The sequence below is a fragment of the Pseudomonas sp. GW456-L12 genome, assembly GCF_059424045.1.
In genome coordinates this window covers 330,950-356,296 of sequence record NZ_JBWKZA010000002.1, presented here as the reverse complement: position 1 = coordinate 356,296, position 25,347 = coordinate 330,950, and the positions used below count along the sequence as shown (strand labels likewise).

The 25,347-nt window shown below is 61.9% G+C and carries 26 protein-coding genes; 16 read left to right on the top strand and 10 right to left on the bottom strand.

What is annotated here, in order from left to right; translation table 11 throughout:
* Positions 1 to 24: 24 nt before the first annotated feature.
* Positions 25 to 786 carry a flagellar basal body P-ring formation chaperone FlgA gene (flgA, locus tag AC07Y9_RS04120; protein ID WP_102680567.1) on the bottom strand — a complete coding sequence of 254 codons (762 nt, stop codon included), beginning with the start codon at positions 784 to 786 and terminating at the stop codon, positions 25 to 27.
* Between the two features lie 72 nt (positions 787 to 858).
* Between flgA and AC07Y9_RS04115 the strand changes: the two genes are divergently transcribed.
* The 6 genes from AC07Y9_RS04115 (at position 859) to flgE (ending at position 5,861) form a co-directional block, all read left to right on the top strand.
* Positions 859 to 1,791, top strand: coding sequence for a chemotaxis protein CheV (locus tag AC07Y9_RS04115; protein WP_007921626.1), 933 nt, complete (start codon positions 859 to 861; stop codon positions 1,789 to 1,791).
* Positions 1,792 to 1,835: 44 nt separating this feature from the next.
* Positions 1,836 to 2,663: a protein-glutamate O-methyltransferase CheR gene (gene cheR, locus AC07Y9_RS04110; protein WP_044464498.1), complete on the top strand. Its 828-nt coding sequence runs from the start codon at positions 1,836 to 1,838 to the stop codon at positions 2,661 to 2,663.
* Between the two features lie 243 nt (positions 2,664 to 2,906).
* Positions 2,907 to 3,314, top strand: a complete 408-nt coding sequence (gene flgB / locus AC07Y9_RS04105; RefSeq protein WP_102680568.1) for a flagellar basal body rod protein FlgB — start codon at positions 2,907 to 2,909, stop codon at positions 3,312 to 3,314.
* A 3-nt stretch (positions 3,315 to 3,317) separates the two neighbouring features.
* Entirely contained in the window at positions 3,318 to 3,761 is a 444-nt protein-coding gene (gene flgC, locus AC07Y9_RS04100; RefSeq protein WP_102680569.1) for a flagellar basal body rod protein FlgC, read from the top strand.
* Positions 3,762 to 3,776: 15 nt separating this feature from the next.
* Positions 3,777 to 4,505: a flagellar hook assembly protein FlgD gene (gene flgD, locus AC07Y9_RS04095; protein WP_102680570.1), complete on the top strand. Its 729-nt coding sequence runs from the start codon at positions 3,777 to 3,779 to the stop codon at positions 4,503 to 4,505.
* 30 nt (positions 4,506 to 4,535) lie between these two features.
* Positions 4,536 to 5,861: a flagellar hook protein FlgE gene (flgE, locus tag AC07Y9_RS04090; RefSeq protein ID WP_102680571.1), complete on the top strand. Its 1,326-nt coding sequence runs from the start codon at positions 4,536 to 4,538 to the stop codon at positions 5,859 to 5,861.
* A gap of 255 nt (positions 5,862 to 6,116) precedes the next feature.
* On the opposite strand, the gene AC07Y9_RS04085 is transcribed toward flgE, so the two are convergent.
* Positions 6,117 to 9,008: a ribonucleoside-diphosphate reductase subunit alpha gene (locus AC07Y9_RS04085; RefSeq protein WP_102680572.1), complete on the bottom strand. Its 2,892-nt coding sequence runs from the start codon at positions 9,006 to 9,008 to the stop codon at positions 6,117 to 6,119.
* Between the two features lie 199 nt (positions 9,009 to 9,207).
* On the opposite strand from AC07Y9_RS04085, the gene AC07Y9_RS04080 reads away from it, so the two are divergent.
* The 3 genes from AC07Y9_RS04080 (at position 9,208) to AC07Y9_RS04070 (ending at position 12,072) form a co-directional block, all read left to right on the top strand.
* Positions 9,208 to 9,375, top strand: a complete 168-nt coding sequence (locus AC07Y9_RS04080; protein ID WP_155274260.1) for a hypothetical protein — start codon at positions 9,208 to 9,210, stop codon at positions 9,373 to 9,375.
* Positions 9,376 to 9,739: 364 nt separating this feature from the next.
* Positions 9,740 to 10,465: a winged helix-turn-helix domain-containing protein gene (locus AC07Y9_RS04075; protein WP_062824964.1), complete on the top strand. Its 726-nt coding sequence runs from the start codon at positions 9,740 to 9,742 to the stop codon at positions 10,463 to 10,465.
* On the top strand, positions 10,462 to 12,072 hold the full coding sequence (locus AC07Y9_RS04070; RefSeq protein ID WP_102680573.1) for an ATP-binding protein: 1,611 nt from the start codon (positions 10,462 to 10,464) through the stop codon (positions 12,070 to 12,072). The genes AC07Y9_RS04075 and AC07Y9_RS04070 overlap by 4 nt, the downstream gene beginning before the upstream one ends.
* A gap of 27 nt (positions 12,073 to 12,099) precedes the next feature.
* Here the strand turns inward: AC07Y9_RS04070 and AC07Y9_RS04065 are convergent, their stop codons facing one another.
* Together AC07Y9_RS04065 and AC07Y9_RS04060 are read right to left on the bottom strand one after the other, a co-directional pair.
* Entirely contained in the window at positions 12,100 to 12,825 is a 726-nt protein-coding gene (locus AC07Y9_RS04065; protein ID WP_102690448.1) for a 4'-phosphopantetheinyl transferase family protein, read from the bottom strand.
* Between the two features lie 103 nt (positions 12,826 to 12,928).
* Positions 12,929 to 13,720, bottom strand: a complete 792-nt coding sequence (locus AC07Y9_RS04060) for a dienelactone hydrolase family protein (protein WP_102679039.1) — start codon at positions 13,718 to 13,720, stop codon at positions 12,929 to 12,931.
* Between the two features lie 144 nt (positions 13,721 to 13,864).
* On the opposite strand from AC07Y9_RS04060, the gene AC07Y9_RS04055 reads away from it, so the two are divergent.
* The 3 genes from AC07Y9_RS04055 to AC07Y9_RS04045 all read left to right on the top strand — a co-directional run bounded on the left by AC07Y9_RS04055 (position 13,865) and on the right by AC07Y9_RS04045 (position 16,606).
* Positions 13,865 to 14,467: a hypothetical protein gene (locus tag AC07Y9_RS04055; protein WP_007931772.1), complete on the top strand. Its 603-nt coding sequence runs from the start codon at positions 13,865 to 13,867 to the stop codon at positions 14,465 to 14,467.
* Positions 14,468 to 14,585: 118 nt separating this feature from the next.
* Entirely contained in the window at positions 14,586 to 15,263 is a 678-nt protein-coding gene (locus AC07Y9_RS04050) for a response regulator (RefSeq protein WP_007931776.1), read from the top strand.
* Positions 15,260 to 16,606, top strand: coding sequence for an ATP-binding protein (locus AC07Y9_RS04045; protein ID WP_007931779.1), 1,347 nt, complete (start codon positions 15,260 to 15,262; stop codon positions 16,604 to 16,606). Before AC07Y9_RS04050 ends, AC07Y9_RS04045 begins: the two co-directional genes overlap by 4 nt.
* A gap of 9 nt (positions 16,607 to 16,615) precedes the next feature.
* Here AC07Y9_RS04045 and AC07Y9_RS04040 read toward each other — a convergent pair whose 3' ends face one another.
* Positions 16,616 to 17,614, bottom strand: a complete 999-nt coding sequence (locus AC07Y9_RS04040; protein WP_053262272.1) for an AraC family transcriptional regulator — start codon at positions 17,612 to 17,614, stop codon at positions 16,616 to 16,618.
* A gap of 346 nt (positions 17,615 to 17,960) precedes the next feature.
* Here AC07Y9_RS04040 and AC07Y9_RS04035 point away from each other — a divergent pair, with 346 nt between their 5' ends.
* Both AC07Y9_RS04035 and AC07Y9_RS04030 read left to right on the top strand, forming a co-directional pair.
* Positions 17,961 to 19,295 carry a dicarboxylate/amino acid:cation symporter gene (locus AC07Y9_RS04035; protein ID WP_102679040.1) on the top strand — a complete coding sequence of 445 codons (1,335 nt, stop codon included), beginning with the start codon at positions 17,961 to 17,963 and terminating at the stop codon, positions 19,293 to 19,295.
* A gap of 151 nt (positions 19,296 to 19,446) precedes the next feature.
* Complete coding sequence (locus AC07Y9_RS04030; RefSeq protein WP_102679041.1) at positions 19,447 to 20,628, top strand: CaiB/BaiF CoA transferase family protein; 1,182 nt, start codon at positions 19,447 to 19,449, stop codon at positions 20,626 to 20,628.
* Between the two features lie 15 nt (positions 20,629 to 20,643).
* Here the strand turns inward: AC07Y9_RS04030 and AC07Y9_RS04025 are convergent, their stop codons facing one another.
* Entirely contained in the window at positions 20,644 to 21,135 is a 492-nt protein-coding gene (locus AC07Y9_RS04025; RefSeq protein ID WP_007931787.1) for a SprT family zinc-dependent metalloprotease, read from the bottom strand.
* 144 nt (positions 21,136 to 21,279) lie between these two features.
* Entirely contained in the window at positions 21,280 to 21,882 is a 603-nt protein-coding gene (locus AC07Y9_RS04020) for a Yip1 family protein (protein ID WP_007931790.1), read from the bottom strand.
* 279 nt (positions 21,883 to 22,161) lie between these two features.
* Between AC07Y9_RS04020 and ttcA the strand changes: the two genes are divergently transcribed.
* The gene (ttcA, locus tag AC07Y9_RS04015) at positions 22,162 to 22,986 is read left to right on the top strand and encodes a tRNA 2-thiocytidine(32) synthetase TtcA (protein ID WP_007931792.1); all 825 of its coding nucleotides are present in this window, start codon (positions 22,162 to 22,164) and stop codon (positions 22,984 to 22,986) included.
* Between the two features lie 76 nt (positions 22,987 to 23,062).
* Positions 23,063 to 23,734, top strand: a complete 672-nt coding sequence (locus tag AC07Y9_RS04010) for a DNA-3-methyladenine glycosylase I (protein ID WP_102679042.1) — start codon at positions 23,063 to 23,065, stop codon at positions 23,732 to 23,734.
* A 111-nt stretch (positions 23,735 to 23,845) separates the two neighbouring features.
* Here AC07Y9_RS04010 and AC07Y9_RS04005 read toward each other — a convergent pair whose 3' ends face one another.
* From AC07Y9_RS04005 to arsC, 3 genes are read right to left on the bottom strand one after another with little or no spacing between them, the layout of a single operon-like run.
* The gene (locus AC07Y9_RS04005) at positions 23,846 to 24,271 is read right to left on the bottom strand and encodes a DUF2069 domain-containing protein (RefSeq protein WP_102679043.1); all 426 of its coding nucleotides are present in this window, start codon (positions 24,269 to 24,271) and stop codon (positions 23,846 to 23,848) included.
* Positions 24,264 to 24,869 (bottom strand): NAD(P)H:quinone oxidoreductase, encoded by a 606-nt coding sequence (gene wrbA, locus AC07Y9_RS04000; RefSeq protein WP_007931797.1) that lies wholly within the window; start codon positions 24,867 to 24,869, stop codon positions 24,264 to 24,266. The genes AC07Y9_RS04005 and wrbA overlap by 8 nt, the downstream gene beginning before the upstream one ends.
* On the bottom strand, positions 24,866 to 25,219 hold the full coding sequence (gene arsC / locus AC07Y9_RS03995; protein WP_102679044.1) for an arsenate reductase (glutaredoxin): 354 nt from the start codon (positions 25,217 to 25,219) through the stop codon (positions 24,866 to 24,868). Before arsC ends, wrbA begins: the two co-directional genes overlap by 4 nt.
* Positions 25,220 to 25,347 lie beyond the last annotated feature (128 nt).

Genomic DNA, 25,347 nt, shown 5'->3' with positions numbered 1-25,347 from the left:
GCAACAGTGCACAGCGCCAGTCGTCTACATGGCGACTTCCACCTGTCCCGGCGCGGTGATCCGCGCTTTGATGACCCGTTGTGAATTGAGGTTCTTGACCCGGATCTGCTCGCTCATACCGCCATTGGACAAGGCTTCACCGGGCATTTTCACGTTCAGCGTGCCGCTACGGGCAGAGATCACCACCTGATCGCCCTTGCGTACCACTTCCGCCTGTTCCAGGTGAACCAGGGTGACGAGTTGGTCGGCGACCATTGGTCGGACAAGCTTCTGCCCAATGGCCTGGTCCACTGAAGTCAGATAGCCCTGGTTGATCTGGCCGATATCGCGCTCGCGCAGCATCACGTCTTCGGGGCTGATGATGCCGGTGCGCTTGAGTGGCCGGGTGGTGGTCACCACCTCGCGGAACAGCTTGACCTGGGCGGGCACGAATACGGTCCAGGGCGAGGCGCCGTCGCAACGGACGCGAACGGTCACGCGTCCCAGCGGCTGTGCCGGGCTTTCCAGGGTCGCTGTCAATTCCTTGTCGCAATGCGGCATGCGCAGCCGCGGGTCGAGCTGATTGACCTGGATCTCGTAGCGCCCAGGCGTTTGACTGGTTTCCAGATAGTCTTCTACGGTGAATTCAAGAAACCCCTGAGTGACGCCGATAAGTAGATCAGGCAGGGTTACCGAGTCAGCAACGGCAGGATGGCCAGGGTTTAAAAAAAACAAAGCCGACAGCCCGTACAGCAATCTGCGGTAGTTTGATGTCAGGCGTCGGGAAAATGTCGTTTTGGCGTTCATAACAGTTAAAAAGCAAGCGCCGTGCCGTTTAGCGATGAGCGCGTCGGATCTTAAGCTTTGGGGAGTCTGGGCATGGCTGGTGTAATGGATTCGGTGAACCAGCGCACGCAACTGGTAGGGCAGAATCGCCTTGAGCTGTTGTTGTTCCGTCTCGACGGGCAGCAGCTCTACGGGATCAACGTATTCAAGGTTCGGGAGGTGCTGCAATGCCCCAAACTGACGTTGATGCCCAAATCCAGTCCTGTGGTGTGCGGTGTCGCGAATATTCGAGGGGCGACCATTCCGATCCTGGACCTGGCGATGGCCACCGGTTCAGGCGGGTTGCAGGATCTGAGCAACCCCTTTGTCATCATCACTGAGTACAACACCAAGACCCAGGGGTTTCTGGTGCGGTCGGTCGAGCGCATCGTCAACATGAACTGGGAGGAGATCCATCCGCCACCCAAGGGGACGGGGCGCGATCACTACCTGACGGCGGTGACGCGGGTGGACAATCAGTTGGTGGAAATCATCGACGTCGAGAAGGTGCTGGCCGAGGTCGCGCCGACGCCCGAGACCATTTCGGTAGGCGTGGTGGATGTCGAGACTCAGCACAAGGCTGTTTCACTGCGGGTGCTGACAGTCGATGACTCGTCGGTGGCGCGCAAGCAGGTCACGCGTTGCCTGCAGACCGTGGGGGTCGAGGTGGTGGCCTTGAACGACGGTCGACAGGCGCTGGATTACCTGCGCAAGCTGGTCGACGAGGGCAAGAAACCTGAAGAAGAGTTTCTGATGATGATCTCCGACATCGAGATGCCGGAGATGGACGGCTACACCCTCACGGCCGAAATACGCAACGATCCACGCATGCAAAAGCTGCACATCATCCTGCATACTTCGTTGTCAGGTGTATTCAATCAGGCGATGGTGAAGAAGGTCGGTGCCGATGACTTCCTTGCCAAGTTTCGTCCTGATGACCTGGCATCCCGGGTTGTCGACCGGATCAAAGCAGCAGATAACAGCTAGGGATATCCATCCCTGGCGGTCACACGATTTAAGAGGCGGCATCATTGTCTACGGGTAATTTGGATTTCGAACAGTTCCGGGTGTTCCTGGAAAAAGCCTGTGGGATCTTGCTGGGTGAGAACAAGCAATATCTGGTGTCGAGCCGTCTCAACAAACTGATGGAACAGCAAGGCATCAAGTCCCTCGGGGAGCTGGTTCAGCGCATTCAGTCCCAGCCGCGCAGCGGTTTGCGAGAGATGGTGGTCGACGCCATGACCACCAACGAAACCCTGTGGTTTCGCGATACCTATCCATTCGAGGTGTTGAAGAACAAGGTCTTGCCGGAGGCGATCAAGGCCAGCCCCAACCAGCGCTTGCGCATCTGGTCGGCGGCCTGTTCCTCGGGGCAGGAACCCTATTCGTTGTCCATGTCGATCGACGAGTTCGAGAAGACCAACATCGGGCAACTGAAGATGGGGGTGCAGATCGTTGCCACCGACCTGTCCGGGACCATGCTGAACAACTGCAAGACCGGCGAGTACGACAGCCTGGCGATCGGTCGCGGTTTGTCGGCCGACCGCCTGCAGCGCTATTTCGACCCCAAGGGGCCGGGGCGCTGGGTGGTCAAGGCGCCGATCAAGAGCCGGGTCGAGTTCCGCTCGTTCAACCTGCTGGACAGCTATGCCAGCCTGGGCAAATTCGACGTCGTGTTCTGCCGCAATGTGCTGATCTACTTCTCCGCCGAGGTGAAGAAGGACATCCTGATGCGCATTCACAGCACCCTGAAGCCGGGTGGTTACCTGTTTCTCGGGGCTTCCGAGGCGCTCAATGGATTGCCCGACCATTACCAGATGGTCCAGTGCAGCCCTGGGATCATCTACCAGGCGAAGTAAGATTGTCGTTGTTGAAAAGAGAGGCCTTCGGGCCTCTTTTTTGGTGCCTGCGATTTTGCCAGCGCAGGAGAGGCGGCAACCGCTGCATTGCCGCTTTGCTGACGTTTCGCGGAAATGCCTTGCCGCTTTTCTGGCATTGCCGCTTTGCCGCTGCCGGCAAAGCCTTGATTTACGGGCTTTGAGCACTTGGCACGTAGCTTGCTATATCCCGTTTACGAAAAATCTGGTCGAAGGTTTCCCGACATGAGCATCAGCTTCGATAAAGCGCTCGGCATTCATGAGCAGGCTCTTGGCTTTCGCGCCAAGCGTGCCGAGGTGCTGGCCAACAACATCGCCAACGCCGACACCCCGAACTACAAGGCTCGGGATCTGGACTTCTCTGCCGTGCTCGCCGAGCAGAACGAGAAAACCAAGAACGGCACCTTTGCCCTGAACATGACCAACAGCCGGCACATCGAAGCCGAAGGCCTGGGCAGCGGCGACGAATCGCTGCTGTACCGCACACCGATGCAGCCGTCGATCGACCAGAACACCGTGGATGCCCAACTGGAACAGTCGAACTACGCCGAGAACTCGGTGAACTTCCAGGCCAGCTTCACGCTGCTCAACAGCAAATTCAAAGGGCTGGTGTCAGCCCTGCGCGGAGAGTAATCCATGTCCCTCGCCAGTGTTTTCAATATTGCCGGTAGTGGCATGAGTGCTCAGACCACTCGCTTGAACACCGTCGCCAGTAACATCGCCAACGCCGAGACAGTCTCCTCGAGCATCGACCAGACCTACCGTGCGCGCCACCCGGTGTTCGCCACCATGTTCCAGGGCGCGCAAAGCGGCGGCAGCGAGTCGCTGTTCCAGAATCAGGACGCGGCCGGTCAGGGCGTTCAGGTGCTGGGTGTGGTCGAGGACCAGAGCAGCCTCGAGGCGCGTTACGAGCCTAACCATCCGGCCGCCGACGCCAAGGGGTATGTCTACTACCCCAACGTCAACGTGGTGGAAGAAATGGCCGACATGATTTCCGCCAGCCGCTCGTTCCAGACCAACGCGGAAATGATGAACACCGCCAAAACCATGATGCAGAAGGTCCTGACCCTCGGTCAGTGATAAGGGGCGACTCAGATGAGTGTTACCGATACCACCAGTAGCCTGACGCTCAAGGAGATCCTTGCGAACTCCTCGAAGAAAACCCCGACCACCAGCAATGACGGCTTGGCCGCGGCCACCAATAGCGTCAAGGGCAAAAATGAGCTGGGCAAGGACGCGTTCCTGAAGTTGCTGGTGACCCAGCTGAAAAACCAGAACCCGCTGGACCCTCAGGACAACAGCGCGTTCGTTGCTCAGTTGGCGCAGTTCTCCACCCTGGAAGGGATCACCACCCTCAATACCTCGGTGAACTCCATTACTGGCAACTACAAGTCGTCCCAGGCCCTGCAGGCTTCGTCCCTGGTGGGGCGTTCGGTGATCGTCCAGACCGGTACCACCCAGGTCGACACCACCAAGAGCATGACCGGTTCGGTGACAGTGCCTACCGGCGTCAGCGGCGTCACCGTGACCATCACCGACAAGGATGGCAAAACGGTCAAGACCCTCGACCTGGGAAGCCAGAAGGCCGGCAGTACCAGCTTTGTCTGGGACGGCACCAATACCGACGGCACCAAGGCCGATCCGGGCAATTACACCTTCAAGGCCAGCACAAAGATCGATGGCAAGGCGACCGACCTGGTCACCTACCTGCCGGCGACGGTCAACAGCGTCACCATCAGCCAGACCGGCGGTGAGCTGATGTTGAACCTCGCGGGACTGAGCAGCCCCGTGGCGCTCTCCAAAGTTCAAACCATTGGTATCTAGAGCCGACTAACGCGGCACAAGGAGTGGAATATGTCTTTTAATATCGGCCTTAGCGGTCTCTATGCTGCCAACAAGCAACTGGACGTGACCGGCAACAACATCGCCAACGTGGCAACCACCGGCTTCAAATCGTCCCGTGCCGAGTTCGCCGACGTCTACTCGGCCACCAAATTGGGCACCGGTAGCAAGACCATAGGTAATGGCGTGCGCCTGGCCAACGTTTCCCAGCAGTTCGGCCAGGGCGACGTGAACAACACCGGCAACGTACTGGACATGGGTATCCAGGGTTCAGGTTTCTTCGTGCTGAGCGACAACGGCTCGCTGACCTACACCCGCGCCGGTACCTTCAAGACTGACAAGGACGGCTACATCACCAACACCGATGGCACTGCCCGCCTGCAAGGCTATGCGGTCGATGCCAATGGCAAGATCGTCAACGGCGTGCTGACCGACTTGCGTATCGACACCTCGAACCTGTCGCCGAAGGCCACCAGCTCGGTGTCCTCGACCATCAACCTGAACTCCACCGCGCCGGTCATCGACCAGAGCGTGACAGGTTTTGCCTTCGATCCGACCAAGGTGGAAACCTACACCAAGCAGTTCAGCACACCGATCTATGACAGCCAGGGCAACGAGCACAAGCTGGACCAGTACATGGTGAAAACCGGTGCCAACACCTGGAAGACCTACACCCTGGTCGATGGTCGTAACCTCGATGGTTCCGCTCCGACCACCACCGGCGCTACGGCTCCAGTTGCATCGACCATGAATTTCGACTCCGCCGGCAAACTGGTTTCGGTCATCACTCCGCCTGCCACTACACCTAATCCGGGCAACAACCTGACCCTGGCGGGTTGGGTGCCTGGCACTGTGACCAACGGTACGTGGAAGGCCAACGGTTCCAGCGCCAATCCCGGCGGCGTAACCATCTCTATGACCAGCACCACGCAGTTCAACGCCGATACCGCGCGTTCGCTGCCGGTGCAGGACGGCTACGCCACTGGCCAGATCACCAACCTGACCATCGACGGCACCGGTACCCTGTTCGCCAACTTCAGCAACAGCCAGAACAAGGCCATCGGCCAGATCTCCCTGGCCAGCTTCACCAACGAACAAGGTTTGCAGCCGGTAGGCGGCACCAGCTGGAGAGAAACCTACGCCTCGGGCGTACCGGGTTACGATGCTCCTGAAACCGGCACCCTGGGTTCGATCGTGTCCAACTCCCTGGAAGAGTCGAACGTCAACCTGACCAACGAGCTGGTGGACCTGATCAAGGCCCAGAGCAACTACCAGGCGAACGCCAAGACCATCTCCACCCAGAGCACCATCATGCAGACCATTATTCAGATGACCTGATAATGGCTGGCTGACAGCGCTCGAAAAAAGCCCCTCACTGCAGGGGCTTTTTTGTGCCCGCAAGATTCATTCACCGCAATCTGCTTCTGTAGGAGCGAAGCTTGCTCGCGATGAGTCATGACGCTCGGGTGGGGGCAGCCGGTAGCGGCTGCGGAGGACGGATAGGGCGGCTTTTCCCCAGGCCAAAGAAAACCCCCGGCAGGCAGGGCCTGTCGGGGGTTCGGATAAGCGCCGGAAGGCGCCTGTCGGCTCAGCTTATTGGCAAGCTTCGCAATCCGGCTCGTCGATGGCGCAAGCCTTCGGCACTGGAGCAGGACCGGCTGGAGCCGCCAGGACCGAGTCGTCACCGTGGTTGCCGCCGCTGGAAACAGCGTTCAGCTTGCCGGTGTTGATGGTCGACTTCTCGGTGCTGGTCGCGGCCAGGGCACGGAGGTAGTAAGTGGTTTTCAGACCACGGTACCAAGCCATGCGGTAGGTCACGTCGAGCTTCTTGCCCGAAGCGCCGGCGATGTAGAGGTTCAGCGACTGAGCCTGGTCGATCCACTTCTGGCGACGGCTGGCGGCGTCGACGATCCACTTGGTTTCCACTTCGAAGGCCGTCGCGTAGAGCTCCTTGAGTTCTTGCGGGATACGCTCGATCTGCTGCACGGAACCGTCGTAGTACTTCAGGTCGTTGATCATGACCGAGTCCCACAGACCGCGAGCCTTGAGGTCGCGAACCAGGTATGGGTTGATCACGGTGAATTCGCCCGACAGGTTCGATTTCACATACAGGTTCTGGTAGGTCGGTTCGATCGACTGCGACACGCCGGTGATGTTGGCGATGGTTGCGGTCGGCGCGATGGCCATGATGTTGGAGTTACGAATACCTTTCTGTACGCGGGCGCGCACCGGTGCCCAGTCCAGGGTTTCGTTCAGGTCGACATCGATGTACTTCTGGCCACGGGATTCGATCAGGATCTGTTGCGAATCCAGCGGCAGGATGCCTTTGGACCACAGCGAACCCTGGAACGTCTCGTAGGCGCCACGCTCGTCTGCCAGGTCGCAGGAAGCCTGGATCGCGTAGAAGCTCACCGCTTCCATGGACTTGTCGGCGAAGTCGACAGCGGCATCGGAACCGTAAGGGATGTGCTGCAGGTACAGCGCGTCCTGGAAGCCCATGATCCCCAGGCCGACCGGACGGTGCTTGAAGTTGGAGTTCTTCGCCTGCGGTACCGAGTAGTAGTTGATGTCGATCACGTTATCGAGCATGCGTACCGCGGTGTTCACAGTGCGTTGCAGCTTGGCGGTGTCCAGCTTGCCGTCGACGATGTGGTTCGGCAGGTTGATCGAGCCGAGGTTGCAAACGGCGATCTCGTCCTTGTTGGTGTTCAAGGTGATCTCGGTGCACAGGTTCGAACTGTGGACCACGCCCACGTGCTGCTGCGGGCTGCGCAGGTTGCACGGGTCCTTGAAGGTCAGCCAAGGGTGGCCGGTTTCGAACAGCATGGACAGCATCTTGCGCCACAGGTCTTTGGCCTGGATGGTCTTGAACAGCTTGATCTTGCCGTATTCGCACAGGGCTTCGTAGTACTCGTAGCGCTCTTCGAAGGCCTTGCCGGTCAGGTCGTGCAGGTCCGGCACTTCCGATGGCGAGAACAGGGTCCACTTGCCGTCGTCGAAGACGCGCTTCATGAACAGGTCGGGGATCCAGTTGGCGGTGTTCATGTCGTGGGTACGACGACGATCGTCACCGGTGTTCTTGCGCAGCTCGATGAACTCTTCGATGTCCATGTGCCAGGTTTCCAGGTAGGCACACACAGCGCCTTTGCGCTTGCCACCCTGGTTCACGGCTACCGCGGTGTCGTTCACCACTTTCAGGAACGGCACGACGCCCTGGGACTTGCCGTTGGTGCCCTTGATGTACGAGCCCAGCGCGCGCACCGGAGTCCAGTCGTTGCCCAGGCCACCGGCGAATTTCGACAGCATGGCGTTGTCGTGGATGGCGCCGTAGATGCCCGACAGGTCGTCCGGCACGGTGGTCAGGTAGCAGCTCGACAGCTGTGGACGCAGGGTGCCGGCGTTGAACAGGGTCGGAGTCGAAGCCATGTAGTCGAAGGACGACAACAGGTTGTAGAACTCTATGGCACGGTCTTCGCGTTGTTTTTCTTCGATCGCCAGGCCCATGGCCACGCGCATGAAGAAGACCTGTGGCAGTTCGAAGCGCACGCCATCCTTGTGGATAAAGTAACGGTCGTACAGGGTCTGCAGGCCCAAGTAGGTGAACTGCTGGTCGCGCTCGTGGTTGATCGCCTTGCCGAGTTTCTCCAGGTCGAATTCGGCCAGCACAGGGTTCAGCAGTTCGAACTCGATACCTTTGGCGACATAGGCCGGCAGTGCCTTGGCGTACAGGTCGGCCATCTCGTGGTGAGTGGCGCTCTCGGCCACTTCCAGGAAGCTCAGGCCTTCGGCGCGCAGGGTGTCCATCAGCAGGCGGGCGGTCACGAACGAGTAGTTCGGCTCGCGCTCAACCAGGGTGCGCGCGGTCATCACCAGGGCGGTGTTGACGTCCTTGAGCGCTACGCCGTCGTAGAGGTTCTTCAGGGTTTCGCGTTGGATCAGGTCGCCGTCGACTTCTTCCAGGCCTTCGCAGGCTTCGGTGACGATGGTGTTCAGGCGGCCCATGTCCAGAGGCGCGAAGCTGCCGTCGGCGCGAGTGATGCGGATCGACGGGTGAGCCTGCACCGGCTCTTCGCCTGGGGTGCGGGTGGCGCGTTCCTTGGCGCGCGAGTCACGGTAGATCACGTAGTCGCGGGCAACTTTCTGCTCGCCGGCGCGCATCAGGGCTAGTTCGACCTGGTCCTGGATCTCTTCGATATGGATGGTGCCGCCCGAAGGCATGCGACGCTTGAAGGTGGCGGTGACCTGCTCGGTCAGGCGAGCGACGGTGTCGTGGATTCGCGACGAAGCGGCAGCGGTGCCGCCTTCAACTGCGAGAAACGCTTTGGTGATGGCGACGGTGATTTTGTCATCGGTGTAAGGAACGACAGTGCCGTTACGCTTGATCACTCGCAGTTGGCCAGGCGCGGTGGCAGACAGATCCAGGTTGGAATCGGCAGCCTGCGGCGCTTTGGCCTGCGGGTTCTCGCGAGTTGTGTCGGTTTGCATGGGTGTCTCCACGTTCTCTATGTTTGTTTGGGCACCCTTTGGGTGCCCACCGTTCCGTCCTGAAGCACTACAACCGGCGCACGCCGGGCATAACGACTTCGGGACAGTTCAGGAAGGGGGGCTGTTGGCGCCGCTTCCATGCCGAAGTCATAGGTCGCGAGCCAGTGGCTCGTGACCGTATTCCTGGTGGGTGACAGTCATGTACTGCAACACCCGTACCGTTTTCCTCGCCGTGGGCTGGAAAACCGCAGCCATCCGCACGCGCGGTTTGGCTTCTGAAAATCCGATTGGTTCCACCAAACGAGTGCAAGAAAAGCGCTTGAGTTTCTTGTCTGATTTGTGTTTGGTTTTTGGCCTGAAACCCTAGATGTAGGGTTTTTTTGCGGCCGAGCTACAAGATAATGCGTTTTTGGGGGTGATTGCAACGTACAGCCTGTGGATAAGGTTGTGCGTAAATTGTGTATGAAGCAGGTAAACCTCACGCAGGCCGCAGCAGGGCTGGATCCTACCGTTTGTCACTGTTTTTTGCCCTGCAAAACTGCCCGGGGCGGATTTTTGCGGGCGCGAACCCTATCACAAAAAAACGCCTTTACCGAGCGCATTCAGCGCCTTGTGTTCACGGCCTTTGCCGTTGCTACAATCGGGCCTTCCAGACATTGTTTTATCCATCTCACATTACAAAAAGACGGGCGGATTCTTCCTGAGCCCGTATCTGGCAAGCAGAGGTCACCGTGGAGCAAGAAGCGTGGCAGATATTGATCGTCGAGGACGATCAGCGACTGGCCGAGTTGACCTGTGAATATCTGCAGAGCAATGGATTGCGTGTCGCCATCGAAGGCAATGGCGCCCTGGCCGCGGCGCGGATCATTGCCGAACAACCCGATCTGGTGATCCTCGACCTGATGCTGCCCGGCGAGGATGGCCTGAGCATTTGCCGCAAGGTCCGCGATCGCTACGACGGGCCGATCCTGATGCTGACCGCGCGCACCGACGACATGGACCAGATACTGGGGCTGGACACCGGTGCCGACGATTACGTGTGCAAGCCGGTCCGTCCGCGCCTGTTGCTGGCCAGGATCCAGGCCCTGCTGCGGCGCAGCGAACCTGTGGAAAGCAGCGCGCCGGAGAAATCCCGGCGCCTGCAATTCGGCCCGCTGGTGGTGGACAGCGCCTTGCGCGAGGCCTGGCTGCACGACGCCGGGATCGAGTTGACCAGCGCCGAGTTCGACCTGCTCTGGCTGCTGGTGGCCAACGCCGGGCGCATTCTGTCCCGCGAGGAAATCTTCACCGCCCTGCGCGGCATCGGCTATGACGGCCAGGACCGCTCCATCGATGTGCGCATTTCGCGGATCCGTCCGAAAATTGGCGACGATCCGGAGCACCCGCGGCTGATCAAGACCATCCGCAGCAAGGGTTATCTGTTCGTCCCCGAAGCCGCTGCCGACCTGTCGCCGTGAACTCCATATTCCTGCGCATCTACGGCGGCATGTGCGCCGCCCTGATTCTGGTGGCGCTGTTGGGCGTACTGGCGCTGCACCTGCTCAACCAGGTGCGCAGCGAGCAATACCGCGAGCGCCTGGCCCACGGCACGTTCTCGCTGATGGCCGACAACCTGCAACCCATGAGCGAGATCGAGCGCCGGCGCGCCCTGGCGGTGTGGGAGCGCCTGTTGGGCATCCCGCTGACCCTGCAGACCTTCACCCAGACCGGCCTCGACCTCGGGCAGCGCAACCGCGTTTTGCGCGGCCAGGCCCTGGTGGAGCAGACCGGGCCTTACGCGGCACGGGTCTACCGTCTGGTCAGCGAACCTGAGCAATTGTTGCTGACCGGTGAAGTGCAGCAGATCAGCGAACAACTGGCGCGGGCGACTATCTATCTGCTGGCCGACGAGCTGGTGCGCTTTCCGGTGGCCGAGCAGCCGGAACGCCTGGCGGCACTGAAAAAGAACAAAGGCTTTGGCTTCGACATGCACCTGGTCACCCAGGACGACGCGGACATGGACGAGGACCAGCGTCGTCGGGTTGCCGAGGGCGATACGGTGATGGCGCTGGGCAAGGGCGGCGATTCGATCCGCGTGTTCGCAGGGATGGTGGGCACGCCCTGGGTGCTGGAAATCGGCCCGCTGTACCAGATGAATCCCTACCCGCCGCAATGGCTGGTGTTGATCGCGGTGCTGGGCCTGAGCCTGATCGGCCTGATCGTCTATTTATTGGTACGCCAGCTGGAGCGGCGCTTGCGTGGCCTGGAATCGGCGGCCACGCGCATTGCCAAGGGCAGCCTGGAAGCCCGGGTGCCGGCCGGTGGCGCCGATTCCGTGGGCCGGTTGGCGGCGGCCTTCAATGGCATGGCCGAGCATTTGCAGCGCTTGCTGGCGATCCAGCGCGAGCTGGTGCGCGCGGTGTCCCATGAGTTGCGCACGCCGGTGGCGCGCCTGCGCTTTGGCCTGGAGATGATCGGCTCGGCGACCACTCCGCAGGCCCGGGACAAATACATGGAGGGCATGGACAGCGATATCCAGGACCTCGACCGGCTGGTGGACGAAATGCTCACCTATGCGCGGCTGGAACAGGGTTCGCCGGCGCTGAACTTCCAGCGCATCGACCTGGACGCACTGATCAACCAGGTGATCAGCGAGCTGGCGCCGTTGCGCGCGCAGGTCAAGGTACAGCGTGGTTCGTGCCTGTCCGCGGCGGATTGCGATGGCGCCTGGGTCGAGGCTGAGCCGCGCTACCTGCATCGGGCGTTGCAGAACCTGGTGAGCAACGCCATGCGCCACGCCGAGTCGCAGGTGCTGGTCAGTTACCAGGTGGGGCAGATGCGTTGCCGGGTCGATGTCGAGGACGATGGTCCGGGGGTTCCGGAAAGCGCCTGGGAGCGGATCTTCACCCCGTTCCTGCGTCTGGATGACAGCCGTACCCGCGCTTCGGGTGGGCACGGCCTGGGGTTGTCGATCGTGCGGCGGATCATTCACTGGCACGACGGCCGGGCGTTGATCAGCAGGAGCAAGACCCTCGGCGGCGCCTGCTTCAGCCTGAGCTGGCCACGGCATCAGGATAAAGGTTGAGGGCTTGCGCTCAGGTTCGTCCGGGCATCAAGCCCGGATGCTGACCAGGCTCAGCAGTTGCCCGTCCTGCAGGGCGAATTGCGCATCCAGTTCACTGCCATTGCGCCATTCGCTGGACAGGTCCGTCAGCAGGCGCAGGCGGACCTGGCCGCTGGCCGTCCACTCCAGCACTTCGGCGTGTTCGAAATAGAAGCGTTGCCGGACGATCGGGTACAGCGCCTTGAACAGGCTTTCCTTCACCGAAAAGGTCAGGGTGACCCAGAGCGCCAGTTGTTCCCGCGGGGCGGCGGCCATGCGCTGCATTTCGGCCGGGATGAGGATTTCCCCCGCCAGGCGTTCCGCCCGTTCGCTGTTGAGCAGGTTCTCCAGGTCCATGCCCAGCCCGCGCCAATGCTCCTTGCGCGCGACAATTGCCGCGGCACGCCCGGTGCTGTGGGTAATCGAGCCGCTGATGTGCGTCGGCCAGACCGGCGCCCGGTCCTCGCCGATCGGCGGAATGCAGTCCAGGCCGTCCAGGCGTTGCAGGGCGGCGCGGGCGCAGAAACGCCCGGCGAGAAACTCGGCCTGCCGTTTCGCCACCGAACGTTGAATGCTCGCGGGCGGCTCGATGGCGCTGAGCTGGAAGTCGTTGCTGGCCAGGCGCGAGGCATCGAAATGGGTGCCGAGCAGGACGGTGTCCGGCAGGGCGTCGGGCAGCGGCCACTGGTCGTCGAGTGGGGTGCAGCAGGCGGGGAGGGTGGGGATGCGATTCATGCCAGGCATTTTGCCGGGTTGTAAGGCTGGAGGGTAGCCTGGCAAGCACCGGCCTCGATGCCGCCGCCCCGGGAATTGAGGACTCGGGGCGGTCGACGCGGGGTCAGCCGAACAGCTTCTTGAAGAACGCCTGCATATCCGCCCATGAGCGTTCATCGGCGGCCTTGCTGTAGCCGATGTCCAGCCCGCCATGTTCGCCGTGGCTCATGCGGTCGGCATCCGGATTGCTGAAGCTGTGCTTGGCGCCCTCGAGGTTGACGAACCGGTAGTCGGCGCCGGCCTTGTCCATTTCTGCCTTGAAGGCGCTGACGTTATCGGCGGTGACCATGCTGTCGAGGGCGCCGTGCTCCACCAGGATTTTCGCCTTGACGCTGCCGGGAGTGGCCGGGGTGCTGGTGACCAGGGCGCCATGGAAACTCACCACGCCGAGCAGGGGCAGGCCCTGGCGTGCTGCGTCCAGCACCACCTTGCCGCCGAAGCAGTAGCCAATCGCGGCCAGCTTGGCCGGGTCGGTCTGTGGTTGTTTCTTCAGCAGGTCGAGCCCGGCCTTGAAGCGCGCGCTGGCGGCGGCACTGTCTTTCGAGGCGGCCTGCATGAAGGCCATGGCGTCTTTCGGGTGCTCGGTGTTCTTGCCGTCGCCGTACATATCGATGGCCAGGGCGCTGTAACCCAGGGCCGCGAGATCCCGGGCCCGGCGTTTGGCGTAGTCGTTCAGGCCCCACCATTCATGCACCACCACGACGCCGGGACGTGGCCCTTGCAAGCTGTCGTCATAGGCGTAGTAGCCGATGAGCCGGGTACCGTCGGGGTTCTGGTAGGGGATTTCCTGGGTCTTGATGGCTGCCTGGCTCAAGCCGCAGAAAGCCAACAACAAGCAAGCGAAAAGCGCGCGCATGGTCCGTTCTCCTTTTAAAAGACTGCCAGACAGCCTAGTCGATTTGATTCAGCCGAGGTTCAGAGTGTGTTCAGGGGGAGTTCAGGGCGGGGTCGGTAGTCTGGCTCCCGTACCCAAAAACACATAGCGAATGAGGAAACACCCATGACTACTTTCAAGAAGATGATCCTGGCCTTCACTGTTCTCGGCGCCAGCGCTGTCGTCCAGGCCGCCGACAGCAACTTCGCCAGCCTTACCTATGGCCAGACCAGCGACAAGGTCAAGAAGTCCAGCCTGCTCAACAGCAACCTGAACAACCCGAACGCCGACGGTGTGATCGGCAAGGACAACACCTGGGGCGTGCGCCTGGGTCAGCAGAATGACCAGCACCGCTACTACGCCACCTACGACAATGTCTCCGGCTCGCACAATGGCATTAAACTGCGCCAGGAAAACCTGCTCGGCAGCTACGATGTGTTCCTGCCGGTGACCAGCAGCACCAAGCTGTTCGGCGGCGGTACCGCGGGCCTGACCAAGCTGACCCAGGATTCCCCAGGTTTCAGCCGCGACAGCGACATCGGTTATGCCGTCGGCGTGCAGGCCGGTGTCCTGCAGCAGGTTTCACAGAACACTTCGGTCGAACTGGGTTACCGTTACCTGCGCAGCAATGCCAGCACCGAGATGAGCGAGCGCAGCGGCAGCAAGCAGGGTTCTCTGAGCCTGACCAGCAGTGCCCAGACCTACCTGTCGGCCAACTACGCTTTCTAAAATATTGTCTTGGTTCTGACCGCGCCGGATCTGCCAAGGCAAGATCCGGCGTTGCCATATATACGATCAGGGCGCCTGAGCGCCCTTGGAGATGTCGAATTTTGCCTGGGAGAGCTGCATGAAACTGCTCGTCGTTGAAGATGAGGCGCTGCTGCGCCATCACTTGCAAACCCGCCTCACGGACAGCGGCCATGTGGTCGAGTCCGTGGCCAATGCCGAGGAGGCGCTGTATCAGACCGAGCAGTTCAACCATGATCTGGCGGTGATCGACCTGGGCCTGCCGGGCATGGGCGGGCTGGACCTGATCCGCCAGCTGCGCTCGCGGGGCAAGGCGTTTCCGATCCTGATCCTGACGGCACGCGGCAACTGGCAGGACAAGGTCGAAGGGCTGGCCGCCGGCGCCGACGACTATGTGGTCAAGCCCTTCCAGTTCGAGGAACTGGACGCACGCCTGAATGCGCTGCTGCGCCGCTCCAGCGGTTTCACCCAGTCGACCATCATCGCCGGCCCGCTGCTGCTCGACCTCAATCGCAAGCAGGCCTCGCTCGACGAACAGCCGCTGGCGTTGACCGCCTACGAGTACCGGATTCTCGAGTACCTCATGCGCCACCATCAGCAGGTAGTGGCCAAGGACCGGCTGATGGAGCAGCTGTACCCGGACGATGACGAGCGCGATCCGAACGTGATCGAAGTGCTGGTCGGCCGCCTGCGGCGCAAGCTGGAAGGGCCGTCGGGCTTCAAGCCCATCGATACCGTGCGTGGCCTGGGTTACCTGTTCAACGAGCGCTGCCGATGATCCGATCGTTACGCCTGCGTCTGATGCTGGCGGCCACGACGCTGGCGGTGCTGTTCATGCTGGCGTTGTTGCCGGCCATGCAAGGCGCGTTCAGCCTGGCGCTGCAGGATTCCATCGAGCAGCGCCTGGCCTCCGACGTGACCACGCTGATCTCGGCGGCCCGGGTCGAGAACAATCACCTGCAAATGCCGGCGCAACTGCCGGACGAGCGCTTCAACCTGACCGACAGCCGTCTCCTGGGTTACATCTACGACCGGGAGGGGCGGCTGGTCTGGCGCTCCAAGGCGACCCAGGAAGAGAACATCAACTACAAACCGCGGTATGACGGGCGCGGCAACGAGTTCGCGCGTATCCGTGAGGTCAACGGCCAGGAGTTTTTCGTCTACGACGTCGAGGTCAAGCTGCTGGGCGGTAAAAGCGCGGCGTTCAGCATCGTCGCCTTGCAGCCGGTGCGTGAGTACCAGTTGACCCTGGAAGGGGTGCGGGAAAACCTCTACCTCGGGTTCGGCGCCGCGTTGCTGGTGCTCCTGGCGCTGCTCTGGCTCGGCCTGACCTGGGGCCTGCAGGCATTGCGCCGGCTGAGCCAGGAGCTGGACGAAATCGAGAGCGGCACCCGGCAAAGCCTCAGCGAAGAACATCCACGCGAACTGTTGCGCCTGACCGGCTCGTTGAACCGCCTGCTGCACAGCGAGCGCGAGCAACGCAGCCGTTATCGCGATTCCCTGGATGACCTGGCCCACAGCCTGAAGACCCCGCTGACGGTGTTGCAGGGGGTCAGCGAGGACATGGCCCTGCGTCCTCAAGACCGCGAACAGGCTTGGGTGCTGCAGACCCAGATCGAACGCATGAGCCAGCAGATCAGCTACCAGCTGCAGCGCGCCAGCCTGCGCAAGAGCGGCCTGGTGCGCCACCAGGTGCGTTTGCGTCCGGTGCTGAAAAGCCTGTGCGACACCCTGGACAAGGTCTACCGCGACAAACAGGTGCGGGTCTCGTTCGATCTGCCGGAGCGCTGCTATGTGCCGATCGAGCATGGAGCCTTGCTCGAATTGCTGGGCAACCTGCTGGAGAACGCCTACCGCCTGTGCCTGAGCGAGGTGCGCATCAGTGTCCGCCAAGACCTCCACGGCGCGCAGTTGTGTGTCGAGGACGATGGGCCGGGCGTGCCGCCGGACCAGCGGGCGCGGATTCTCCAGCGCGGCGAACGGCTGGATCGCCAGCATCCGGGGCAGGGGATCGGCCTGGCGGTGGTCAAGGACATCATCGACAGCTACGGCGCGCAACTGACCCTTGGCGATTCCACCCTGGGCGGGGCGGCGTTCCGTATTCACTTCCCGGCGATTTGATCGGCGCGCTCAGGTTTCCTGGGCGCGATAGGCGCCCGGGGTCAGCCCGGTCCACTTCTTGAACGCGCGGTGAAAGGCCGATGGCTCGGAAAAGCCGGTCTGCTCGGCGATCTGTTGCAACGACAGGTCGGCCCGACGCAAGTGGTAGATGGCGATATCGCGCCGCAACTGATCCTTCAATTCCTGAAAACTCGTACCTTCTTCGCGCAAGTGCCGGCGCAGGGTCTGCGGGCTGATGTGCAGGTGCTGGGCGATGCTTTCCAGGTCCGGCCAATGGTTGCTGTCGCGGCTGAGCAGGCGGCGCAGCTGGCTGCTCAGGCTGTCGCCGTCGTCCGGGCGGGCCAGCAGGTCGGCGGGGGAACGTTCAAGGAAGTGCTTGAGGGTTCGTTCGTCCTGCAGCAGCGGCATGCTCAGGTAGCGACTGTGGAATAGCAGGCTGCTGCAGTCGCGGGAAAACACCAGGGGGCAGGGGAACAGCAGGTCGTATTCGTTGCCGTGCTCGGGTTTCGGGTAGCTGAAACAGGCCTGCTCGAGGCGGATGCGCTGGCCGATCAACCAACTGCCGAGGCGATGCCAGATCACCAGCAGGCTCTCGCTGAGGAAGTGGTCCGGGTCCCACAACGCGGCGTCGTCCAGGCTCAGGCGGGTCATGTCCCCTTCGCGCGTCAGGCTCAGGCGCGGTGCCTGGGGGAACAGGCTATAGAACAGCAGGCCGCGCTGCAGGGCCTTCTCCAGGTTGCTGCAGTGGATCAGGGCGTGGCACATCATGGCGAAGGTGCCGCGCTTGCTCGGGCCGTCGCCGAACCCCAGGTACTCGTCGTCCAGGACTTGCCAGAGTTGTTGCAGCAGGCTGGCGAACTGCTCGGGGGCGATACGGGCCTTGGGTTCGTTGAGCAGTTCGAGGCTGATGCCCAGGGTCTGCAGCAGCTCCGAATAGTCGTAGCCCCGCCGGCGGGCCCCGCCCAGGGCGGCGCGGGCGAAATGACTGGCGATGGTGCGTTCGCGCATGAAGGTTGATCCGTCCATTAAGTGGCGGATGTTAACAGCCGACAACGACTGGGCAAGGCGGATATCCGCCAAATTGTAGGACGAGCGTCGGGTGATGGGCGGAAATCCGCCACTTCATGTAGGGGCAGGGAGAGCGAAGGCTAGCGCAAACCCTGATGTCCAAAGACCTTCAGGGATTCTGGGCAAGCTGGCACGGGCTTTGCGATAGCGAGCAAGGAGAAGGGAGCAACGAAAGGTGTTCCCCGCAGCTCTACACAACAAATCCCTCCAGTGCAGGAGGGTTCGCACTTTAGGCGTCGTGTGCATCGATGGATGGTGTGCAACGGTGCTCTTGAGGAACTTTGCAATGACGACTCGTCAGCCACTGTACAAATCCCTGTATTTCCAGGTGATCGTTGCCATCGCCATCGGCATCCTGCTCGGTCACTTCTACCCGCAGACCGGTGTGGCCCTCAAGCCGCTGGGTGACGGGTTCATCAAACTGATCAAGATGGTCATCGCGCCCATCATCTTCTGTACGGTCGTCAGCGGTATCGCGGGCATGCAGAACATGAAATCGGTGGGCAAGACCGGTGGCTATGCGCTGCTGTACTTCGAAATCGTTTCGACCATCGCCCTGCTGATCGGCCTGGTCGTGGTCAACGTGGTGCAGCCGGGCAACGGCATGCACATCGACGTGTCCACCCTGGATGCCTCGAAAGTGGCGGCCTACGTCACCGCTGGCAAGGACCAGAGCATCGTCGGCTTCATCCTCAACGTCATTCCGAACACCATCGTCGGCGCCTTCGCCAACGGCGACATCCTGCAAGTGCTGATGTTCTCGGTGATCTTCGGTTTCGCCCTGCACCGCCTGGGTGCCTACGGCAAGCCGGTGCTGGACTTCATCGACCGTTTCGCCCATGTGATGTTCAACATCATCAACATGATCATGAAGCTCGCGCCGATCGGTGCGCTGGGTGCCATGGCCTTCACCATCGGCGCCTATGGCGTGGGTTCGCTGGTGCAACTGGGCCAGCTGATGATCTGCTTCTACATCACCTGCGTGCTGTTCGTGCTGGTGGTGCTGGGCGCCATCTGCCGTGCCCACGGTTTCAGCGTGCTGAAGCTGATCCGCTACATCCGTGAAGAACTGCTGATCGTGTTGGGTACTTCCTCGTCGGAATCGGCCCTGCCACGCATGCTGATCAAGATGGAACGCCTGGGCGCGAAGAAATCGGTAGTGGGTCTGGTGATCCCCACCGGTTACTCCTTTAACCTCGACGGTACTTCGATCTACCTGACCATGGCGGCCGTGTTCATCGCCCAGGCGACCGACACCCACATGGACATCACTCACCAGATCACCCTGCTGCTGGTGCTGCTGCTGTCTTCCAAAGGTGCTGCGGGCGTGACCGGTAGCGGCTTCATCGTGCTGGCGGCAACCCTGTCGGCGGTGGGTCACCTGCCGGTGGCCGGCCTGGCGCTGATCCTGGGTATCGACCGCTTCATGTCCGAAGCCCGAGCGCTGACCAACCTGGTAGGTAACGCAGTAGCCACCGTAGTGGTTGCCAAGTGGGTCAAGGAACTGGACGAAGACAAGCTGCAGAGCGAGCTGGCTTCTGGTGGCCGTGCTATCAGCGACACTCGCGAAGAAGATGACCTGGGCGTTGCCGAAGGCCCAACCCCGACGTCCGTGAAGTAACTTCACCGCGTCGATGAAAAACCCGCTGCGGCGGGTTTTTTCATGCCCGAGGTTTGAGCGCAACGGTCAGCCCGGGTGGCGCTTGCGGTGATTGCCGGACCTCGAGACGCTGCCTACTCTGTGGGCAGTCAATCGGCAAGGGAGGGTGCTCATGCACGGGCCACTGGCGTCACTCAAGGTACTGGATTTCTCCACGCTGCTGCCGGGGCCGTTCGCCTCCTTGCTGCTGGCGGACATGGGCGCTGAGGTGCTGCGCATCGAATCGCCGACCCGCATGGACCTGCTGCGCGTGCTGCCGCCCCACGATCAGGGCGTCTCCGCCAGCCATGCCTACCTCAATCGCAATAAGCGCAGCCTGGCGCTGGACCTCAAGCAGCCCGAGGCGCTGGAGGTGATCCGCCAACTGGTGCTGGAATACGACATCGTCCTGGAGCAGTTCCGCCCCGGGGTGATGGAGCGCCTGGGGCTGGGCTATGAGGCGTTGAAGGCGCTGAACCCGAAGCTGATCTATGTCTCGATCACCGGTTACGGCCAGACCGGCCCGTACCGGGATCGCGCCGGCCACGACATCAATTACCTGGCCCTGGCGGGCCTGGCCAGCTACACCGGGCGCAAGGACAGCGGGCCGCTGCCTCTGGGCATCCAGGCGGCGGACATCGCCGGCGGTTCGCTGCATGGGGTCATCGGCCTGCTGGCGGCGGTGATTGCCCGCCAGCACAGCGGCCTGGGGCAGCACCTGGACGTGAGCATGACCGATTGCGTGTTCAGCCTGAACGCCATGGCCGGGGCCGGCTACCTGGCGTGCGGGATCGAACCCGCGGCGGAGCAGCAGGTGCTCAACGGCGGCAGCTTCTATGACTATTACCGCAGTCGGGATGGCCGCTGGCTGTCGGTGGGCAGCCTGGAGCCGCCGTTCATGCAGGCGCTGTGCAAGGCCCTGGGGCGTCCGGAACTGGCGGCCCAGGGGCTGTCGCCGCAGCCGGAACAACAGCAGGCGCTCAAGCAGGCCTTGCAGGTCGAGTTCGAGAAGCACGATTTTGCCGAGCTCTGCGAGTTGTTTGCTGGGGTCGACGCCTGCGTCGAACCGGTGCTGGGCCTGGCGGAGGCGGTGGTGCATCCGCAGTTGCAGGCACGGCAACTGGTCAGCCAGGTGCCGCGTGGCGATGGCAGCTACCAGGCGCAGATGGCCTGTCCGTTGAAGTTTTCCCAGGGGCTGCCGGAGCCGCGGCATATCGGGGCGGAACTGGGCGCCCATAGCGACCAGGTGCTGGCCGAACTGGGTTACAGCGCGCAGCGCATCGCTGAGCTACGCCAGGGCCGGATCATCCTGTAGGGCGCCGGGCCGGGTTCATTCCACCCGCATCTCGCCGCTGAATACCAGGGTGTGCCGGCAACGCCGACACAGATAGCGTCGGCCCTGGGCGACCAGGCGATGGCGCTGGGCGGAAAACGGAAAGTCGTTGTCGCAGGGGCAGCGGTAGATGTAGCGGGTCACGCTGCGGCGCTGGATCTCGTAGGTGTGGCAGCGATTGGGCGGCAGTTCGTACACGCCGCGCATGATCAGTTGCCATTCTTCGCCGTGGGGCTGAATGCGCTCGCCGAACAGTTGGTGGGCGATCAGGTGCGCGACTTCATGGGCCACGGTCTGCTTGAGGAAGTCTTCGGTGTTTTCCCGGTACAGCTGCGGGTTGAAGCGCAGCAGGTTCTCGTGCAGGTGGGCGACACCGGCTTTCTGGCCGCGCAACTTGAGGCTGACCACCGGGCGTTTGAAAGGTCGTTTGAAAAAGGATTCAGCGAGTTGGAAACAGTCTTCGACGCGGGTATTGAGTTGCTCGGGCATGCTTAACGGCTCTCCAGAGCGGGTGAGTATGCCGCAAAGCCGATGCATTCCGAATCGTCCAGGCGCCGAATGGTCGTTGCGCAGATTGGAAGGCCGCCTTGCGGCGGCCCGTGTTGGCAGATTGTGTTGGTTTTTTGAGCGACGTCAGTTGGTGTAAACGGGGCCGACGCCAAGACCCCAGACGATCACGGTGAACGCCATGATCGCGACCAGCACCACCAGCCCAACGGCCAGTACGGAGCTTGAGAACAGGAAACCTTCGTCCGAGGGAATGTTCATGAAGGTCGGCAACCCGACATACAGCAGGTAGACGGTGTAGCAGATGGCGGCCGTGCCGACGATCATGCCCAGCCACATGTGCGGATACAGCGCCGCCAGGCCGCCGATGAACAGGGGTGTCGCGGTATAGGTGGCGAACGCGATGCAGCGCGCCAGGCTCGGGCTGGCGTCGTAGGTGCGGGCCATCCAGTGGACGAAGGCGCCCATGACCGCGACCCCGCCCAGCATCGCCAGGTACGACATGATGGTCATCCACAGCGCGCTTTCCATGGTCAGCATGACCGGTGCTCGATTGCCGATGACCCAACCGACCTGGGTGGTGCCGATAAACGCCGAAATCGCCGGAATCGCCGCGAGAATCAGCGTGTGGGTGAGGTACATGTGGCTGATGCTTTCCTCTTCGTCGCCACGTATTTCTCGCCATTCCTGATCGGGGTGGGTGAAGAGTCCCACGACATGATGAATCATAGTCAGTCACTCCTTTGTTATTGCCATCGCCCCCCAACGGAGCGCCTACGGGCCAGCGGCCAAGTAAGTAAAGGTCTGAATATGCGTGCGACCTTATGTCGCAGTATAGAAAGGACTGACCTGCAAAGGTCATGGGTGTTAGAGCAAATCGCGCTGTCGGCGCGGCTGGTAATCGCATTCGGCGATTTGATCGGTCGGCTGGCGCCCGGCGCTTCGCCCGCGCGCGGTTTTTGCGTAAAATGACCGGCTTTTCGTCACACACCGCGGATTTCAAGCGCCATGGGCACTCTTACGGTCAACCAGAACAAACTGCAGAAACGCTTGCGCCGCCAGGCCGGGGAAGCGGTCGCCGACTTCAACATGATCGAAGACGGCGACAAGGTCATGGTCTGCCTGTCCGGCGGCAAGGACAGCTACACCATGCTCGACGTGCTGATGCACCTGCAGAAGGTTGCACCGATCAAGTTCGACATCGTCGCCGTGAACATGGACCAGAAGCAGCCCGGGTTCCCCGAGCACGTATTGCCGGCCTACCTCGAGACACTGGGTGTGGAATACCACATCGTCGAGAAGGACACCTATTCGGTGGTCAAGGAGCTGATACCGGAAGGCAAGACCACCTGTTCGCTGTGTTCGCGCTTGCGTCGCGGCACCCTGTACACCTTCGCCGACGAGATCGGCGCGACCAAGATGGCCCTGGGTCACCATCGCGACGACATCGTCGAGACCTTCTTCCTCAACATGTTCTACAACGGCTCGCTCAAGGCCATGCCGCCCAAGCTGCGGGCCGACGACGGGCGTAATGTGGTGATCCGACCCCTGGCCTATTGCAGCGAGAAGGACATCCAGGCCTATTCCGACCTCAAGCAGTTTCCGATCATCCCGTGCAACCTCTGCGGCTCCCAGGAAAACCTGCAGCGCCAGGTGGTCAAGGAAATGCTCCAGGAATGGGAACGCAAGACCCCGGGCCGTACCGAAAGCATTTTCCGCGGCCTGCAGAACGTGGTGCCGTCGCAGCTGGCGGACCGCAACCTGTTCGACTTCACCAGCCTGAAGATCGATGAAACCGCGGCTTCGCGTTTCGTCAATGTGGTGAACCTCTGAGTCGTCTCGCGGCTCTGTATCGTGGAATCACGGCGCTCCTTCGAGCGCCGTTTCTTTATCGTCATTAGGAGAGGGCATGCGCGATTACAAGTGGCTGCACGAATACTGTCTGAACCGCTTCGGTTCGGCGGCCGAGCTGGAAGCCCATCTGCCGGTGCCGAAAACCCCGGCGCAATTGCGCAAGATCAGCGATGACCGTTACCTCTCGACCCTGGCCCTGCGGGTATTCCGTGCCGGCTTGAAGCACAGCTTGGTGGACGCCAAGTGGCCGGCCTTCGAAGAGGTGTTCTTTGGCTTCGACCCACAGAAAGTGGTGCTGATGGGCGCCGAACACCTTGAGCGGCTGATGCAGGACACGCGGATCATTCGCCACCTGGGCAAGCTCAAGAGCGTGCCGCGCAACGCGCAGATGGTGCTCGACGTGGAAAAGGAGAGGGGCAGTTTCGGCGCCTTGATCGCCGACTGGCCGGTGACCGATATCGTCGGCCTGTGGAAGTACCTGGCCAAGCACGGTCACCAGTTGGGCGGCCTGTCGGCCCCGCGCTTTCTGCGAATGGTCGGCAAGGACACCTTCGTACCGACCTATGACGTGGTGGCGGCGCTGAATGCGCAGCAGATCATCGACAAGGTGCCCAGCAGCCTCAAGGACCTGGCCACCGTGCAGGGCGCCTTCAACCAGTGGCACGCCGAAAGTGGCCGGCCGCTGTGCCAGATCTCGATGATGCTGGCGTATACGGTCAATCACTGATCGGGGCGTGTTCCCTGGAGTACCGCGTCATCGTTCATCGCGAGCAAGCTTCGCTCCTACAGAAGTACTGGGTGCTCTGTAGGAGCGAAGCTTGCCCGCGATAGCGCGCCGTCAGGCGGCGCTGAGCTGGCCTTCGCCCGCCAGCTTGCGGTTGAGCTGGAAGCGCCAGCGCACGTAGAGCAGGGCCGAGCAGAACACGGCCAGGCTGGCCAGCATTTCCAGGATGCCGAACAGTTGCCGGTTCGGGTCGTAGGCGGCCAGCGCGCCCTTGATGAAATACAGGTTCACCACGAAGCACATCCAGGAATGCCCGCGGGCGCTGCCCACCAGCATGCCCGGCGCCATCAACAGCAGCGGCACCAGTTCGATCAGCAGGATCACCCAGGGCCGGGCGCCGTGCAGGTCGGCGACGAACAGGTAGTAGCCGCAGAGCAGGCCGACCAGGCCGAAAAAGCAGATCAGGCTCAGCACCCGGGTGATGCGTACGCGCGGCTCCAGCCATTCGATGGCCGGCAGGATCTTCGGCTTTTTAGCCACGGCTGCTCTCCAGTTGCAGGGCAGTCTTGGCCAGGCGCAGGCCCAGGGCGCGGCAGAGGGCGACCTCGTGCTCGTTCAGCGGGCTCTTGCCATCGGCGCCGGCATGGTGGCTGGCCCCGTAAGGCGTGCCACCGCCACGGGTTTCCAGCAGGGCCGATTCGCTGTAGGGCAGGCCGGTGATCAGCATGCCGTGGTGCAGCAGCGGCAGCATCATCGACAGCAGGGTGGTTTCCTGGCCGCCGTGCAGGCTGGCGGTGGAGGTGAACACCCCGGCCGGCTTGCCCACCAGGGCGCCGGTCAGCCACAGGTTGCTGGTGCCGTCGAGGAAGTACTTCAGCGGCGCGGCCATGTTGCCGAACCGGGTCGGACTGCCCAGAGCCAGGCCGGAGCAGTGCTTCAGGTCGTCGAGGCTGGCGTACAGCGCGCCGTCTTCCGGGATGCTCGGGGCCACGGCCTCGCAGTCGGCGGATATCGCCGGCACGGTGCGCAGGCGCGCTTCCATGCCACCTTGTTCGATGCCCCGGGCGATCTGCCGGGCCATCTCGTTGGTCGAGCCGTTGCGGCTGTAGTAGAGAACCAGGATGTACGGCGTACTCAAGGCAGGATCTCCAGCACGTTTTCCGGCGGCCGGCCGATGATGGCCTTGTCGCCGACTTCGAGAATCGGCCGTTCCATGAGTTTCGGGTGCGCGGCGATGGCGGCGATCAGCTGCGCTTCGCTGAGGCTGGCGTCGGCCAGGTTAAGGGTCTTGTACTCGTCTTCGCCGGTGCGCAGCAGCTGGCGGGCGCCGATCCCGAGCTTGCCCAGCAGGCTTTGCAGCTGGGCGGCCTCGAGCGGGGTTTCCAGGTAGCGGACCACGGTTGGAGTCAGGCCACGGGCTTCCAGCAGTTCCAGCGCACCGCGGGATTTCGAGCAGCGCGGGTTGTGATAAAGCGTCAGATCGGTCATGGGCGGGTCGCATCTTGCGTAAGGTGGCGGCTATTCTACCTGTGCGACGGGCAGTCCTGAACCTTGCGAGGCGATGGGTCGCACGAGAAAGCGGGTTTGACGGTTTTTTTCAATACAAGGATCAAGGC